Raw genomic sequence first — 15,707 nt, 5'->3', positions numbered from 1 at the left:
GATCATGATCCTGCACCAACTCATCGACTATGAAATCCTTCGCATTATCTGGTGGCTGCTGCTTGGCGTATTGCTCATCGGCTTCGCTGTAACCGGCGGTTTCGATCTCGGCACGGGCGCGTTGCTGCCCTTCGTCGCGAAGACGGATATTGAGCGGCGTGTCGTCATCAACTCCATCGGCCCGGTCTGGGAGGGCAATCAGGTCTGGCTCATCCTCGGCGCCGGAGCGATCTTCGCCGCGTGGCCGCCACTCTATGCGGTGTCATTTTCAGGGTTTTACCTGGCGATGGCGGCCATCATGTTCGCGTTGATCCTGCGTCCGGTGGGTTTCAAATACCGTTCCAAGCGTGAAAGTGCGGCATGGCGCAGCGGCTGGGACTGGGCCCTGTTCGTCGGCGGCTTCGTACCGGCGCTGATCTTCGGCGTGGCGATCGGCAATGTGCTGCAGGGCGTCCCGTTCTATTTTAATGATGACCTCAGGATCTTCTACGACGGCACGACGCTGTTCGAGCTTCTGAACCCCTACGCTCTACTCTGCGGCCTCGTTTCCGTCGCCATGCTGGTGATGCACGGCGCGGCCTGGCTGGTGCTGAAAACCGACGGTCCGGTTGCGACCCGCGCCCGCGGTTTCGGCAGCATCGCGGCACTTGCCACCACAGTTCTTTTTGCAATCGGTGGCATCCTGCTGTGGCTTGGTGTCGATGGTTATCGTTTCACCTCGAAAATCGTGACCGATGGGCCGTCCAATCCTCTGGCAAAGACGGTTGAGGTCGCAACCGGCGTCTGGTTCTCCAATTACGCGGCGCATCCATGGATGATGCTGGCACCGGCGCTCGGTCTGGCCTTCCCGCTGGTCGCCTTCATATTGCTGAGGCGCCGCAGGGAAGTGATGGCGCTGCTTGCCAGCTCGCTTGCCATTTTTGGCATCATCGCCACCGTTGGGCTTTCAATGTTTCCCTTCATCCTGCCGTCCTCGGTCGATCCGAAGTCGAGCCTGACGGTCTGGGATGCGTCGTCCAGCCATATGACGCTGTTCAACATGCTGGTCGTCACCCTCATCTTCGTTCCGATCATCGTCGCTTACACCTCATGGGTCTATCGCGTCTTGTGGGGCAAGGTGGATGAAAAGGCGATCCGCGACGACAGCGGTCACGCATATTGATATCGAGAGAAGGAGATCAAACATGTGGTATTTCGCCTGGCTGCTCGGCCTGCCCCTCGCCGCCATCTTCGCCGTCATGAACGCCATGTGGTATGAGCTGATGGAAGAAAACGCCAAAAAGGCTGAGGCTAAGCTGGAAAAATAACGCTTCGGCATGAGACATAAAAGGGCGGCATCCGGTCCGGATGCCGCCCTCTCGTAAAACAGCCGTGCCTATCGCGCGGCCTTAGTGGATGGCGATGCCGCGCTTGTCCGCTTCTTCCTTGATGATGTCTTCGACGATTGCTCTCTTGAGGTTTGGATTTCCCAGGAGATAGTCGTCAGCGATTTCAAAAATCGACTTCGGGTTATCGGTCCCGTGCAGGGTGTCGAGATCCTGGCCGATTTGTTCTCGCAGGCTGGAATAGTCGTCCATTGCGGCTCTCCCGTTTACCGGTTCAATCCAAAAGGTCGGCCGGAACCTTGCCGCCGTTTTCGGCGAGTTTCTTGATGACGGCCTTGTGCAGCCAGATATTCATCGTGGCCGAATCCGAGGTATCACCGGTATAACCCAGTTCGCCCGCCAGCTCTTTTCTGGCGCTGAGGCTGCTATCCAGATCAAGAGCTTTCAGAAGGTCGACGATCGAGTGTTTCCAGTCGAGCTTCTGTCCGTTCTTTTTGACTGCCGCATCCAGAATGGAGGCGACGTCGACGCTGCCGGTGGATGCCGGAGCGCTGGCTGTCGGTGCCGCCGAAGCAGGCTGGGCGGGTGCTGCCGGGCTTGCGGCAGTCGTTGGCGTGCCGGCCGGTGCCGAAGTCTGCGGGGCGGCCTCGGCCTTGCCGAAAATCGCGTTCTTGATCTTGTCGAAAAAGCTCATTCTTGTGCTCCCTTATCGGCGAATTGCACGCCCGACGGCGATGAGAATGCAGGCGCCGATGAAACCGGCGATGAGATAACCAATCCAGCCTCCGAGCGAGACGCCAATCAGCCCCAGAAGGAAATTGGCGACGATGGCGCCGACGATGCCGAGAATAATGTTCATGAAAACACCCATATTGCTTTTCATGAACTGTTCGGCGAGCCAACCGGCTACGCCGCCGATGATGATTGCTGCAATCCAGCCAACTTGTGCGTCTTCCATAATAAGCCTTTCCTTTGTAAGAGAGGTCCGCAGGCATATGGACAGGCTTTTGCGCGCACTGATCCCCCCGCCTTGAATGACCCCAGGCGGGGTAACAACGCAGATGCGGAGATTTGGTTCCCTGCGGCGCGCCCGGACGGCCTTATTCTTTAGCCCCGGCTTTGAAAATCCAGCCCGATATCGAGAACCGGTGCGCTGTGCGTCAGCCAGCCGACGGAGATGAGATCGATGCCGCTTGCAGCGATGGCTGCCGCCGTCTGCGGGTTGATGCGGCCGGAGGCTTCGGTGATGGCGCGCCCGGCGACGATCGCCACGGCCTCGCGCAATTGTTCCGGTGTCATGTTGTCGAGGAGAACCGCATCGACACCTTCGTCCATCACCTCGCGCAATTGAGCGAGCGTATCGACCTCCACTTCGATTTTGACGAGATGGCCCACGCCCTGTTTGGCGCTTCGGATGGCGGCACGGACGCCGCCCGCCACGGCAATATGGTTATCCTTGATGAGGACGGCATCATAAAGCGCGAAACGGTGGTTCATGCCGCCGCCGGCGCGCACGGCGTATTTTTCGAGCGCCCTGAGGCCGGGCGTCGTCTTGCGGGTGCAGGCGATTGAGGCCTTGCTGCCGGAGATGGATGCGGCGATTTTTGCGGTAACGGAGGCGATGCCCGAGAGATGGCCGAGAAAATTCAGCGCTGTGCGCTCCGCCGTCAGAAGCCCGCGGGAAGGGCCTTCGATCGTCGCGATGATATCGCCGGGCGCAACGGTCGCTCCATCCTCAACGTGTCGTTTCAGTATGATGGCGGGATCGACAAGCTGGAAAGCAAGCTCCGCCGCATCGAGACCGGCAATAACGCCCGGTTCGCGCGCGGCCATGACGACGACCGAGCGATGATTGGCGGGAATGACGGCGGCGGAGGTTATGTCGCCTGCAAGCCCCAGATCTTCCAGAAGGGCGTTGCGCACAAGCGGCTCGATGATGAGACGTGGCAGGGGGGCAAGGTTCATGTCAGGCGCTCCGCGCAATGCTGGAAGAAGAAAAGCTGGATGAGGAAAGGTCATGGCCGATGGAGATGACGTCGGTCAGGCTCAGCCTGCGTCGTGTGGCCGCCGCGTCCTTTCCGGGAAAATCGTCGCGAAAATGCGCGCCGCGCGATTCCGTGCGCAGCGCCGCAAAGACGGCGATGGTGAGGCCGATAAGGGCGGGATCGGATGCCGGGCCTTCCTGTTCGGCAAGCGGCAGCAGGTCCCGGATCGCTTCGCTCAAACCTGCTGCATGTCTCACAATGCCGAGATGGCGGGAAACGATGGGCCGGACGGCAGCGAGATCGGCGGCCACACAGTCGGGGGCTGCGCTTGGCGCAACAGTTGCCGGCCCTGCCGTGCGTGCCTGTTGACCGGCAATGTCCTGCGCTGCGCGCATGCCCATGGCGGCGGCTTCCAGCAGGGAATTGCTGGCGAGCCGGTTGGCGCCGTGCAGACCCGTGCAGGCGGTTTCACCCGCAACCCACAGGCCCGGCACCGAGCTCTGGCCTGCGCCATCCGTAGCGACGCCGCCCATATGGTAATGCACGGCGGGACGCACGGGCACAAGCTCGCGGGCGGGGTCTATGCCGGCCTCGCGGCAGAGCAGGTCAATAGAGGGGAAGCGCAGTGAAAAGCCGGAACCAAGCGCCTTGCGGGCATCGAGAAAGACCGCGCCGCCGCGCAGGATTTCCCGATCGATGGCGCGGGCGACGATATCACGCGATGCAAGCTCGGCACCCGGCACCGCCGCCATGAAACGCTCGCCGTTTTCATTGAGCAGAAGCGCGCCTTCGCCCCGAACCGCCTCGCTGACCAGCGCCAGCGGCCGTCTGGGCGAGGAAAGCGCCGTCGGGTGAAACTGGACGAATTCCATATCGGTAAGGATGGCGCCGGCCCGCGCGGCGAGCATGATGCCTTGGCCGAAATTGCCGGAGGGATTGGTCGTCGCCTCGTAAAGCCCACCAAGGCCGCCGGTCGCAAGAATGACCTGCGTGGCCGGCAGAATGAAACTGCCCTTCGGGCCGACGCAGGCAAGACCGGTGATAATGCCCTCTTCCGTCAATAGACGACGCACTTCCGTGCCTTCCATGACAGTGATGGACGGCATGCGAAGGACTGCGGTTGCGAGCGCCCTGACAATGGCCGCGCCCGAACCGTCGCCTTCCGCATGCAGGATGCGCCGCCGGCCATGGGCAGCCTCCAGCCCGAAGACGAGTTTCCCCCCGGCATCGCGGTCGAAGCGCACGCCGGCCCACTCCAGCGCCTCGATGACGGCGGGGGCGGCGGAAACGATCTCCTCGGCCATATCCGCGTCGCAGAGCCCGTCGCCTGCGGCGAGCGTGTCGGCAAGATGCAGGGCGGGGCTATCGTCCGGGCTGAGACTTGCGGCAATACCGCCCTGCGCCCAGGCGCTTGAGGTTTCGCCGCCGAGCGCCCCGCGTGTCAGAAGCAGCACGGACTGCGGCGCAAGCGTCAGCGCCGCCATCAGGCCGGCAATGCCGCTACCGACGACGACTGTCCAGTCCTGCTGCGTCGGAAGGCGTTCGCTCATACCTCCAGCATCCTTTCCACTGCGCGGCGGGCGGCGACTGCGATTGTCGGGTCGACCGTCACCTCATGGCGGTTTTCCTCCAGTGCCGTGCGGATATTGCCAAGCGTGATGCGCTTCATATGCGGGCAAAGATTGCAGGGACGGATGAATTCGACATCGGGGTGATGCACGGCGACATTGTCGCTCATCGAGCATTCGGTCAGGAGCACCACGCGAGCGGGCCGCTCCCGACCGACATAATCCGACATCACCGCGGTGGAACCGGAAAAATCGGCGGCTTCCACGACATCCGGCGGACACTCCGGATGTGCCAGAACGGTGACGCCCGGATGGCTCTCTCTCAATTCCCTGATGTCATCGGCGGTGAAGAGCTCGTGCACCTCGCAATGGCCACGCCAGGCGATCAGCTCGACATTGGTTTCCCGCGCCACGTTCTGCGCCAGATATTCATCCGGCAACATCAGCACACGCGGCACGCCGAGCGATTCCACAACCTGGCGGGCATTGCCGGAGGTGCAGCAAATATCGGACGCCGCCTTCACCGCCGCAGAGGTGTTCACGTAGGTTACGACTGGAACGCCGGGATAGGCCTTGCGCAACAGCGCAATATCTTCGGGCGTGATGGAGTCTGCCAGCGAGCAGCCGGCGGCCATATCCGGAATGAGCACGGTTTTTCCCGGATTGAGCAGCTTTGCCGTCTCGGCCATGAAATGCACGCCGGCCAGAACGATAACATCCGCTTCCACCTCCATCGCCTTGCGCGCAAGGGCGAGGCTGTCGCCGACGATATCGGCGACGCCGTGGAAGATTTCCGGTGTCTGATAATTATGGGCGAGGATGACGGCGTTGCGTTTGCGCTTCAGCTCAAGGATCGCATCCACATCATCCTGAAAGCCCATCCATTCAGCCTTGGGAATGACACGGCTGACCCGATCATAAAGGCTTGCAGCAGAAATCTGTTCGTTCACGAGCACTCTCCCATTTATACTCTTTTTGAGTATATCTAGGGCAAAGAGATATTCTCATTGTGAGCATATGTCAATTGCGGGAGAGTGGCAGTTTCGTTCCGGAAAGGGCACGTTCATCGAGCACGGTCTGGCGGAAGCGGAAAAGCTTTGCCGGCCGGCCGCCGGTTTCGCTCGTCATGTCGCCGGTCTCTTCCACCAGTTGCTGCTGCTCGATCAGCCGGCGGAAATTCTGCTTGTGCAGGGTCAGTCCCGCCAGCGCCTCTATCGCGCGCTGCAATTGCAGCAGGGTGAAGGTATCTGCCATCAGCTCGAAAACCACCGGGCGATATTTGATCTTGGCCCTCAGGCGAGCGATGCCGGTGGCGAGAATGCGGCGGTGATCGGCAAACATCGGCCTGCCGAAGTTGGTCCGGGGCTCGCTCTGGGCTTCCTCGACAAGGCCTGCCTCATACAGCAACTCGTAGCGCTGCAGGGTGAGCTCCTCGTTCCAGCCGCCGCCATCGAGGCCGAAGGTAAAATCGGCCCGCAGGTGACGCTGGCTCTTGCAGGCAAGATCGGAGTCCGCCCAGGCGCGCAGCCTGTCGATGATGGTATCCAGAACCACCGGGCGTCCCTGCCGATGATCCTCCCAGGGCAGGTATTCATACCAGCCATGCCAGAGCGCGTGCCCGCTGCCCGATGATTCGTGCTCGCGAACCAGCCCCAGATAGCCGATGGAGATGGTTCGTCCGCCTGGGATATCGTTGTTACGGTCGCGATCCGCGAAGGTGTAAAGCTGCTCGAGATAACCGACCGGATGATGGGTCTGTTCGTGGATCCACTCCCGCAGCCCGCTTTGCAGCGTTCTGTGCCCGAACTCGAATGGGCCTGAGGGAAGTGCCGCGCCCGCCCGGACGGTCATCACCCGCGGTTCGTCTCCCGTAATGGCGGTGACGACGGCAATGAGTTCAGCATGGGCAAGCCCGATGGTCACGGCGACTCCTGTCTTGGGTTGCGGTATCAACCTTCTTTGGCACAGGAAGGCTGGTTCGCCAACAAGGGGCAGGCGGCAAAGTGCTTTCTATATCCGCATAAAGTCTAAAGTAGCATATAATCAAACAAATGGATAAAATCTTGTGATTAGTAATGCATTTTTTGTTATGTTATAAAAAAGTTATAAGCATTCATATAGTGTAGAAAGCCGATGTTAGAAGATATATCTCTGGAAGAGACGCTTATTGGTTATTATACGTGGAGCATCGGCCAGAATCTGGTCTATCTGGATGCCGTAGCTTCGCGTCTGCGCGATTTCTCCTTTGAGGAGGCTTCTCGCGGCATTCCGGTGGAGAAGTTCATCGCCCAGGTTGAGGTTGGTTCACAGGCCCGGGTGGCGCGAGCGGTCCATAATTCGCTGACAAACGGTGAGTTTTACGATCAGGAGTGCCGGATTGATCTCAAGGCTGGCGGTTTCCGTTGGCTCAGGACGACGGGCAGGGTGATCCACGACTGCGACGGCGTTCCGATCATGGCAATGGGGACAATTCGCGATGTTACCGCGCGCAAGGTGCTGTTGATGTAATACGGCGTCTCCCCTACTCTGCAGCGAGATAGGGTCATATTTTATCGCTTTTGATGTTTCGGTGACATGGTTCGGCAGATCACAATTTTGCTGTTTCAGATCATGCTGGTGATAGGGTTCGGCATTGCCGGCATACGCATCGCCTCATTCTTCAATGGCGAAGATGGATATGAGACGGCCGCTCTTGCGGCAAACACGGAAATGCTGTGGACGACCTCCCCGGTAAAGGTCGATACCCGTCAGCAAAATTATGAACGAATCCCCACCCCGCCCGATCCCTATCCGCTAAAAATACATGCGGACCAGCGCCTGCGCGTGGTCGCCAGCAATCGTTTCACCTTCAAGGGCCAGGAATTCCGCCTTGCCGGCGTCGAAGACATCGATCGCAACCGCGTCTGCGCCGGTGCTGATGGCCGCCGCTATGCCTGCGGCCTCAACGCCTTCAAGGCGCTGGAGAACCGGCTGCGCGGCAAATATCTCGAATGCCGGGTGGTGGAAGAGGGAGTGGCAGTCCAAACTGTTGAATGCGGGATCAAAGGGCAGGACGTGCGGGCGTTATTGCAGGAGAGGACCATGCCGGTCGCTGGCCGATAGGACGTCGGGCTATGTCTGTCTTGTGGATGATTAATCGTGTCTGGGAAGATTTGGTGGAGCTAAGCGGGATCGAACCGCTGACCTCTTGCATGCCATGCAAGCGCTCTCCCAGCTGAGCTATAGCCCCATAAGGGTTCCGGCATTTCGTCCGGTTCCGGGAACCGAAGCGGCTGTTGTTCCGTTCGGTGGCGGCTTACTACTTCGGCTAATCGAAGAGTGCAAGCACAAAAAACAGCCCGGCTTCATTTTTTTGTCGCCGGGCTGGTTTATCCAATAAGATCAAGCTTCTTCGTCGTCGCCCGTAACGCCGATGATGCCGGACATGTCGTCATCATCGTCGTCTTCGTCAGCTTCAAGGAAGGTGTCGTCGTCGTCGCCGATTTCCACGTCGTCTTCGTCGTCGCCCATATCCGGAATCTCGTCGCCGCTGTTGTCGCCATCGGCATCTTCCAGCGATACGAGTTCGACTTCCGTGTTTTCGGTATCGACTTCCGCTACTTCCTCTTCCTCAGCCTGCTCGAGCTTTGCCTGTGCCGTGCTTTCCTCGAAGAAGGAGAGCGGCCATGACTTGCCGGTATAGGGAGAAACGACCGGATTGCGGTTCAGATCGTAGAACTTCTTGCCGGTATCGGGGTCTGTGCGCTTGGTACCAAGGTCCGCTTTTGCCACTGTCTAAGCCTCAAATTGTCGAATGAGTTTCGGTGTGTACGCCGTAAAACCGGCATAGACTGTAAAATTTCTAGCCGGTCCCCTTAATCGTTGCGGTCTTTCGTGTCAAAGACAAACTTCGGGCATTACCCTTGCAACGCACCTTATATGCCGGGCTGCTGATGAAGATTGGAAGCAGCCGAACGCCATATTATATGAATGACGCACACACAGGCAGAGAGCTTCATGACATTCACGATCGCCATAGATGGACCGGCTGCGGCCGGCAAAGGAACGTTGTCGCGCAGGATCGCGGAAATCTATGGGTTCCATCATCTCGATACCGGTTTGACCTATAGAGCCACCGCCAAGGCCCTTCTCGATGCCGGCCTGCCGCTTGATGATGAGGGCGTGGCTGAAAAGGTGGCGCTGGAACTCGATCTTGCCGGTCTCGACCGCTCGGTGCTTTCCCGACACGATATCGGCGAGGCGGCATCGAAGATTGCAGTGATGACGCCGGTGAGGCGCGCACTCGTCAAGGCGCAGCAGCGTTTTGCGGCAAGGGAGCCGGGCACGGTGCTGGATGGCCGCGACATCGGCACGGTGGTCTGCCCGGATGCGCCGGTGAAGCTTTATGTCACGGCTTCGCCTGATGTCAGGGCAAGACGTCGTTACGACGAAATTCTGGCCAATGGCGGAGAGGCCGACTACGACGCCATCTTCGCCGAGGTGAAGAAACGCGACGAGCGCGACATGGGCCGCGCCGACAGCCCGTTGAAACCGGCTGAAGACGCGCACTTGCTAGATACGTCGGAAATGAGTATAGAGGCGGCGTTTCAGGCCGCGCGGGCGATCATCGACGCCGCCCTGAGGAAATAGGTTTTTCGCGGAACCGCTTCATTTCGGTCCGCGTTTAGTCCGGAATTGCCTGAAGACATGTCCTTGCGCCGGAAAGCCTTTTAAAAAGGCGGGCATGGGTTCGGGTATCAACAACACTAGCCCACCGGCGCTTTTGTATTCGCCTTAGTGCGGATGCAACCAGGAGATTTCATGTCAGTATCTACCCCCACGCGCGAAGATTTCGCAGCGCTTCTCGAAGAATCCTTTGCCTCTAACGATCTTGCCGAAGGCTATGTTGCCAAGGGTATCGTAACGGCAATCGAGAAGGACGTTGCCATCGTCGACGTCGGCCTCAAGGTTGAAGGCCGCGTACCGTTGAAGGAATTCGGCGCGAAGTCCAAGGACGGCACGCTGAAGGTCGGCGACGAAGTCGAAGTTTACGTCGAGCGCATCGAAAACGCTCTCGGCGAAGCCGTTCTGTCGCGCGAGAAGGCTCGCCGCGAAGAAAGCTGGGTCAAGCTCGAAGCCAAGTTCGAAGCTGGCGAGCGCGTCGAAGGCGTTATCTTCAACCAGGTCAAGGGTGGTTTCACCGTCGATCTGGACGGCGCTGTTGCCTTCCTTCCGCGTTCGCAGGTCGACATCCGTCCGATCCGCGACGTTACCCCGCTGATGCACAACCCGCAGCCCTTCGAAATCCTCAAGATGGACAAGCGTCGCGGCAACATCGTTGTTTCGCGTCGTACGGTTCTCGAAGAGTCGCGTGCCGAGCAGCGTTCTGAAATCGTTCAGAACCTCGAAGAAGGCCAGGTTGTTGACGGCGTCGTCAAGAACATCACCGATTACGGTGCGTTCGTTGACCTCGGCGGCATCGACGGCCTGCTGCACGTTACCGACATGGCATGGCGCCGCGTCAACCATCCTTCGGAAATCCTCAACATTGGCCAGCAGGTCAAGGTTCAGATCATCCGCATCAACCAGGAAACCCACCGTATCTCGCTCGGCATGAAGCAGCTCGAGTCCGATCCGTGGGATGGCATCTCCGCCAAGTACCCGGTTGGCAAGAAGATCTCCGGTACGGTCACGAACATCACCGACTACGGTGCATTCGTTGAGCTGGAGCCGGGCATCGAAGGCCTGATCCACATTTCCGAAATGTCCTGGACCAAGAAGAACGTACATCCCGGCAAGATCCTGTCCACGAGCCAGGAAGTCGACGTTGTCGTTCTCGAAGTCGACCCGTCCAAGCGCCGTATCTCGCTCGGCCTCAAGCAGACGCTGGAAAACCCGTGGCAGGCATTTGCCTACAGCCATCCGGCCGGCACTGAAGTTGAGGGCGAAGTCAAGAACAAGACCGAATTCGGTCTGTTCATCGGCCTCGAAGGCGATGTCGACGGCATGGTTCACCTGTCGGATCTCGACTGGAACCGTCCGGGCGAACAGGTCATCGAAGAGTTCAACAAGGGTGACGTCGTCAAGGCTGTCGTTCTTGACGTTGACGTCGAGAAGGAACGCATCTCGCTCGGCATCAAGCAGCTCGGCAAGGATGCTGTCGGCGAAGCCGCTTCGTCCGGCGACCTGCGCAAGAACGCTGTCGTTTCGTGCGAAGTCATCGCCGTCAACGACGGTGGCGTTGAAGTGAAGCTCGTCAACCACGAAGACCTCACCTCCTTCATCCGCCGCAACGACCTCGCACGCGATCGCGACGATCAGCGTCCGGAGCGTTTCTCGGTTGGCCAGGTTTTCGACGCCCGCGTCGTCAACTTCTCCAAGAAGGATCGCAAGGTCATGCTTTCGATCAAGGCTCTGGAAATCGCTGAAGAGAAGGAAGCCGTCGCACAGTTCGGTTCTTCCGACTCGGGCGCTTCGCTCGGCGACATCCTCGGCGCGGCTCTGAAGAACCGCGGCGAATAATCGCTCTGATCTTTTGAAATGAAGAACCCGCCGGAATTTTCCGGCGGGTTTTTTATTGGCGTAGTCTACGCGTCATCGGAGACGGCTGGGTCAGATGGTGTTCAGAGCACGCCGCTCATTCTGAGATAATAATTTTCCGCACTGTCGTCGTAAGCCGCTTCCGGTGGGCTTTCCTGTTCGCCGGTCTCGTCATTGGCGGCTAGCCGTTCTTCCGCCTCTTCCGGGGCTTCGGCGTTTTCGCCCTCCGCTTCGCCTTCCGCTTCATCTTCAGAGAACGGGCCGCCACCGCGGGGTGGTGTTTCCGATTCATAGTCCTCTTCCGCCGGCGGATAGGCGACCAGTGGCAGCGGTGTGCCGTCTTTTGCAAGAGCGGCGGCGATCAGCGATTGTGAGGCCGATTGTTCGAGCATCGCCATTCTCGTTTCCGGATCGAGTGCTACGCGGGGGAGGGGCTGGGCCTCCGGACGGTTGGCAATCGTCTCCGCCTCCTCGCCGTAGGGATGGATGAGCGGCGTCGGCACCGCGGTCTTTTCGGCCGGCTGATTCTCGAGTTGCTGCGGCGCGGTGCCCGGTGGCGGGACAGGTGGTTGCGCGCCGGGCGCGGCTCTGGTGGGAAGTTTTCCGGCAAGGGCGGCGAGCAGCAGGTTTTCCATGGTCTTGGCCTCGCCCGCAGGCTGGCCAGAAGACTGGGGCAGGGGCGTGCGCATTTCCTTCTGCTCCGCCTTCATCATATCCCGAAGGGGGAGCGCCGGGCGCATCTCGCCATTTTCAGCCCGCGGCGAGTTTGCCGGGCGTGCCTCTGCCGTTATTTCCCTGGTCACGTTGCCTGCGGGTGATTGAGGCGGGCGTCCCACACCTTCCGCTTTTCCCTCCGGTTTTGAGGCTGCCGGCGCAGGTTCGGGCATGTCTGTTGCCGGTGCGGAAAGGCTCGCCCGTAGATCCGGTGGCCCTATCTGCGCCGCGATGACGTTTTTTATCGCTGCGCCACCGAGGGCGAGCGGACTGATGAGCAAAGGCAGAAGCCGGGCGGTCGCTGCCGCGCTTGCCGGTTGCGCAGCCGCAGCGGCATTCTGGTGGTTTCCGGAATTCTGGCTTTGGGGGCTCTGCGGTTTCGGCTGCGTGGGTGCCGAACTGGCGGGATTGTTCTGCTGATAGGAGGAAACCACCGCTTTCGCTGCCAGATCCATTCCCTTGTAGCGGGAAAGCTCGATCAGCAGGGCGAGACGGGCTGCTTCCGGACCAGTGGGCTGTTTCAGAATTTCGGCCAGCATCGAAAGGCTCAAGCCCTGAAGGGCCTTGCTGACCTGCTGTTCCAGCGCCAGGCGCTGTGCGGGGGGCATGGTGCGCAGCGCGTCCGTCAGGCGCACCACATAAGTCTCGATGGCTTCGCCGTCGCGCCGTGGCAGGTTCATCAATTTACCGAGCGTTTCCGCCAGTACGGCGGTGCTGCGGGAAAGTTGAAATTCGCTGGTCAGCGAGGCGACCGCTGCTTTGGCAAAAATACTGCTGCCATTGTCGGGAGCAGGATTGGTCACCTGCGGTGTCGCGGCGTCTTTCGGCTGCCCGCGGGTCGCCGGCGGAACTGTCGTTCCATAGGCGGCATCGGCTGCCGAAATTTTCGTTACAGGCGGTAACATGGGTGCGCTCCGTTCCTATCGATTACCGCCGCTGGCTTGCGAAAGGGCCAATCCACACTGGCTCTCTGGTTCGCGTCTGGCCCGTCCGTTGAAAGATTGCCGCGCCGGTGATGTACAGGTGTCATCTCGCCCGCTCATGCGGGAGCGCCCGTATATGCCGCTGGCGCGAATGCCAGCTCTCTTCGGCACACACAGAATCATCAAGTCGAAGCTTGCCGCGCAGATATTAATATTTGGCTAACCATAAATTGTGCCGGATGGCTTCGCTCACGGCGAAACGCCGATGAACATGCGGTAAAGCCCGTTATCGTCGGAATTGACCGAGGAAATGTGGTCGGGTTCGCTGACGGTCACTTCCATGGCCTCCGGCGGCATGGCATCGAGCCAGCTCGCCTTGGGAAAACTTCTCTCGGGCAGAATTTCCACGGGATCGATGGTGTCGTCATCCTCGCCGGGCGCGAGGAAGCTCGCGTTATCCGGGGCGAGTGGCGGGGCCGCTATCGAGAGCAATGCCTGTGCGGTATTCGGTTCGGCATCGAGACCGGCGCTGCCGGATAGGCCGGAAATATCGGACATGTCTGAACTCACATCATGTTTCGCTCAAATACGGTCGCAAGCGGCAATCATGCCGCCTTTTTCTTCAGCAGTTCATAAAGACCGTTATCGTCGATCGAGATCGGCAAAATGGCGCTGCGGGCGTCATCGACAACCGCCATCGCGTCCAGCAATGCTTCCGCATCGGCCGGTGTGGTGGTCGCGTCTGTTTTGGCCTTGCCCGCCTCTGCAGGCGCATTATCGTTTTCAGCCGGGGTAGCTTCTTCGTCCGGCGCGGCCGCAAGCACGGAAATCAGGGCGATTTCCGATGAAATATCGACCGGACCTTGCCCCTCCGCGCCATCCGTTTTTTCACCGGCGGAAGCGTCGTTGTGTTCCTTCACGACCTCCTGAAGCTCCTGCACATCCTCGAGTTTGCCCTGCGCGTCACGGCTCTGGATATCCTGCTCCCGCTCGGCCTTCACTTCGGCATCGTTGACTTCGCCGATGCGATTTTCGCCGCGCTCAGCCTGCAATTCTTCCTTGGTTTTCGGGTCGGCGACATCTTCCAGGCGCTGGATGACCTTCATCGTTTCGCGTGTCATGAACAGGGTGCCCTGCGCCTGCTCGTTCAGGGCATCCTTCACGGCGCGTGCCGCGTCGCCGAAGGGATTGGCGATGGCGGCGATCATCTGCTGGGCTGAAACGCCGAGTTCCTTCAGGCCGGTGGATTCTTCCAGATCGTTGACGCTTTTCGGCAAGGTCGCACGCGCTGCCATGATCGCATCCGACATCTGCACACCGAAATCCTCTTCCTTGCCCGTCAGGCCAGCGCTTGCTGCAATGCGGGCGGCAAGGGCGGCCATGGGATCGGTCTTGGCGGTGGCGCCATTGTTCAGCACGTCTACGACCTGTGCTTCCGAGACGCCGAAGGATTTCAGGGAGATCGTCGTGGCTTTTCCCTGCGCATCAGCCTTTTCAAAGCCGCCCGTCAGGGTCAGCGCGTCCTGAAGTCTTCGCGCAAACGAGAAGCTCGATTCGTCCTTTTCCTGGGTGACACCAAGGGCGGAGGAGAAGCGGGAGACGAGCGAGGCAAAGGCATCCGGGTCCGGTTTCATGATGCCGAACAGATAGGCGCTTATCTTTTCATTGGCGACACGCTGGCTTTGGTCCGGTTGCGGCTGGGTCTTGACCGCCTCATCCTTTTTGGTGCCGCTTGCCTTTTCCTGCTCTTCGCGCTGACGTTCCTCGATAGTCTCGACCATCGACCGCATGAGGTCGCTGACGGCTATGCTGGCTGTCTGCTGCAGCGGAGTAATCATCTGAAAAATCCCGGCCACCCAAAGTTGCGGCCGAGAATAGGCAAATTCGGTAAATCAGTGCTTAACCAGGCGTAAAAACGCTCAGCTATGGGCGAAAATATCCGTTTCTTCCCAGCCGAGAAGATCGAGCTTGGCGCGGGTCGGCAGAAACGCGAAACAGGCGTCGGCATGATCAAGGCGGCCATCGCGCACAAGGCGGTGGGTCAGCTTGTCGCGCAGCGCATGCAGGTGCAGCACATCGGAGGCGGCATATTCGAGCTGGGCGGGCGATAGCGTCTCCGCGGCCCAATCGGAGGATTGCTGCGCCTTGGAAATATCGACTTCCAGCATCTCCTTCAGATTGTCTTTCAGGCCGTGCCGGTCGGTATAGGTGCGGGTGAGGCGCGAGGCGATCTTGGTGCAGAAAACCGGTGTCGTCGTCACGCCAAAGGTGTGGAACAGGACGGCAATATCGAAACGCCCATAATGAAAGATCTTCTGGTGGGCGGGATCTTCGAGCATGCGCACGAGGTTGGGGGCCTGTTTCTGTCCGGCGGCGATACGGATGACATCCGCAGTGCCATCGCCCGGCGAAAGCTGGACGACACAGAGACGGTCGCGGCGCGGCACCAGCCCGAGTGTTTCCGTGTCGATTGCGATGGCCCCGGTATAACGCGCGGTATCTTCGGCGGAAATATCGCCTTCGTGATAGCGAATGGTTGCGGCCATGTCTTGCTCCAGAAATTGCAGTCGGTTGCTCCGGCTATAACGGAAAGAATGGCCTGATGATACCGTTTTATGGGTCGGTTCGGCGTGGCTTCGCGCTTGCCTTTGCGAAAGTCCCCGGGTTAGGTTC

At 59.7% G+C, this 15,707-nt stretch carries 18 protein-coding genes and 1 tRNA gene; 6 read left to right on the top strand and 13 right to left on the bottom strand.

Features of this window, described 5'->3' with window-relative positions:
- Positions 1-4: 4 nt before the first annotated feature.
- Both cydB and cydX read left to right on the top strand, forming a co-directional pair.
- The gene (gene cydB / locus M0412_RS19350) at positions 5-1,162 is read left to right on the top strand and encodes a cytochrome d ubiquinol oxidase subunit II (protein ID WP_269701660.1); all 1,158 of its coding nucleotides are present in this window, start codon (positions 5-7) and stop codon (positions 1,160-1,162) included.
- 22 nt (positions 1,163-1,184) lie between these two features.
- The gene (gene cydX / locus M0412_RS19345) at positions 1,185-1,307 is read left to right on the top strand and encodes a cytochrome bd-I oxidase subunit CydX (RefSeq protein ID WP_045015706.1); all 123 of its coding nucleotides are present in this window, start codon (positions 1,185-1,187) and stop codon (positions 1,305-1,307) included.
- Positions 1,308-1,388: 81 nt separating this feature from the next.
- Here cydX and M0412_RS19340 read toward each other — a convergent pair whose 3' ends face one another.
- From M0412_RS19340 to M0412_RS19310, 7 genes are all read right to left on the bottom strand, one after another.
- A complete protein-coding gene (locus M0412_RS19340) occupies positions 1,389-1,577 on the bottom strand; it encodes a hypothetical protein (protein ID WP_142842456.1) in 189 nt (62 codons plus the stop codon).
- Positions 1,578-1,599: 22 nt separating this feature from the next.
- A complete protein-coding gene (locus tag M0412_RS19335) occupies positions 1,600-2,019 on the bottom strand; it encodes a DUF3597 domain-containing protein (RefSeq protein ID WP_269701666.1) in 420 nt (139 codons plus the stop codon).
- 12 nt (positions 2,020-2,031) lie between these two features.
- Positions 2,032-2,283, bottom strand: a complete 252-nt coding sequence (locus M0412_RS19330) for a GlsB/YeaQ/YmgE family stress response membrane protein (RefSeq protein WP_142842455.1) — start codon at positions 2,281-2,283, stop codon at positions 2,032-2,034.
- A gap of 149 nt (positions 2,284-2,432) precedes the next feature.
- Positions 2,433-3,290 (bottom strand): carboxylating nicotinate-nucleotide diphosphorylase, encoded by an 858-nt coding sequence (gene nadC / locus M0412_RS19325; RefSeq protein ID WP_269701668.1) that lies wholly within the window; start codon positions 3,288-3,290, stop codon positions 2,433-2,435.
- Position 3,291: 1 nt separating this feature from the next.
- Positions 3,292-4,860 carry an L-aspartate oxidase gene (locus M0412_RS19320; RefSeq protein WP_269701671.1) on the bottom strand — a complete coding sequence of 523 codons (1,569 nt, stop codon included), beginning with the start codon at positions 4,858-4,860 and terminating at the stop codon, positions 3,292-3,294.
- Positions 4,857-5,828: a quinolinate synthase NadA gene (gene nadA / locus M0412_RS19315; RefSeq protein WP_269701673.1), complete on the bottom strand. Its 972-nt coding sequence runs from the start codon at positions 5,826-5,828 to the stop codon at positions 4,857-4,859. Before nadA ends, M0412_RS19320 begins: the two co-directional genes overlap by 4 nt.
- A 70-nt stretch (positions 5,829-5,898) precedes the next feature.
- A complete protein-coding gene (locus M0412_RS19310; RefSeq protein ID WP_269701675.1) occupies positions 5,899-6,801 on the bottom strand; it encodes a hypothetical protein in 903 nt (300 codons plus the stop codon).
- 210 nt (positions 6,802-7,011) lie between these two features.
- Here M0412_RS19310 and M0412_RS19305 point away from each other — a divergent pair, with 210 nt between their 5' ends.
- Positions 7,012-7,386: a PAS domain-containing protein gene (locus tag M0412_RS19305; protein ID WP_142842450.1), complete on the top strand. Its 375-nt coding sequence runs from the start codon at positions 7,012-7,014 to the stop codon at positions 7,384-7,386.
- Between the two features lie 66 nt (positions 7,387-7,452).
- A complete protein-coding gene (locus tag M0412_RS19300; RefSeq protein ID WP_269701678.1) occupies positions 7,453-7,980 on the top strand; it encodes a thermonuclease family protein in 528 nt (175 codons plus the stop codon).
- A gap of 51 nt (positions 7,981-8,031) precedes the next feature.
- On the opposite strand, the gene M0412_RS19295 is transcribed toward M0412_RS19300, so the two are convergent.
- Together M0412_RS19295 and M0412_RS19290 are read right to left on the bottom strand one after the other, a co-directional pair.
- A tRNA-Ala gene (locus tag M0412_RS19295) sits at positions 8,032-8,107 on the bottom strand.
- Between the two features lie 152 nt (positions 8,108-8,259).
- The gene (locus M0412_RS19290) at positions 8,260-8,649 is read right to left on the bottom strand and encodes a TIGR02300 family protein (protein ID WP_046801713.1); all 390 of its coding nucleotides are present in this window, start codon (positions 8,647-8,649) and stop codon (positions 8,260-8,262) included.
- Between the two features lie 198 nt (positions 8,650-8,847).
- Between M0412_RS19290 and cmk the strand changes: the two genes are divergently transcribed.
- Both cmk and rpsA read left to right on the top strand, forming a co-directional pair.
- On the top strand, positions 8,848-9,507 hold the full coding sequence (cmk, locus tag M0412_RS19285; RefSeq protein WP_269701683.1) for a (d)CMP kinase: 660 nt from the start codon (positions 8,848-8,850) through the stop codon (positions 9,505-9,507).
- A gap of 171 nt (positions 9,508-9,678) precedes the next feature.
- On the top strand, positions 9,679-11,379 hold the full coding sequence (rpsA, locus tag M0412_RS19280; RefSeq protein WP_046801715.1) for a 30S ribosomal protein S1: 1,701 nt from the start codon (positions 9,679-9,681) through the stop codon (positions 11,377-11,379).
- A 101-nt stretch (positions 11,380-11,480) separates the two neighbouring features.
- On the opposite strand, the gene M0412_RS19275 is transcribed toward rpsA, so the two are convergent.
- From M0412_RS19275 to M0412_RS19260, 4 genes are all read right to left on the bottom strand, one after another.
- Positions 11,481-13,016 (bottom strand): hypothetical protein, encoded by a 1,536-nt coding sequence (locus M0412_RS19275; RefSeq protein WP_269701686.1) that lies wholly within the window; start codon positions 13,014-13,016, stop codon positions 11,481-11,483.
- A gap of 267 nt (positions 13,017-13,283) precedes the next feature.
- Complete coding sequence (locus tag M0412_RS19270; protein ID WP_269701688.1) at positions 13,284-13,592, bottom strand: hypothetical protein; 309 nt, start codon at positions 13,590-13,592, stop codon at positions 13,284-13,286.
- Positions 13,593-13,639: 47 nt separating this feature from the next.
- The gene (locus M0412_RS19265) at positions 13,640-14,872 is read right to left on the bottom strand and encodes a hypothetical protein (RefSeq protein WP_269701690.1); all 1,233 of its coding nucleotides are present in this window, start codon (positions 14,870-14,872) and stop codon (positions 13,640-13,642) included.
- An 81-nt stretch (positions 14,873-14,953) separates the two neighbouring features.
- Positions 14,954-15,580 (bottom strand): ribonuclease D, encoded by a 627-nt coding sequence (locus M0412_RS19260; RefSeq protein ID WP_046801718.1) that lies wholly within the window; start codon positions 15,578-15,580, stop codon positions 14,954-14,956.
- Positions 15,581-15,707: the final 127 nt, after the last annotated feature.

This window comes from Agrobacterium sp. O3.4 (assembly GCF_041414895.1).
GTDB lineage: Bacteria > Pseudomonadota > Alphaproteobacteria > Rhizobiales > Rhizobiaceae > Agrobacterium > Agrobacterium cucumeris.
The sequence above is the reverse complement of the archived record's forward strand: the minus strand, read 5'-3'. Positions and strand labels throughout refer to the sequence as shown.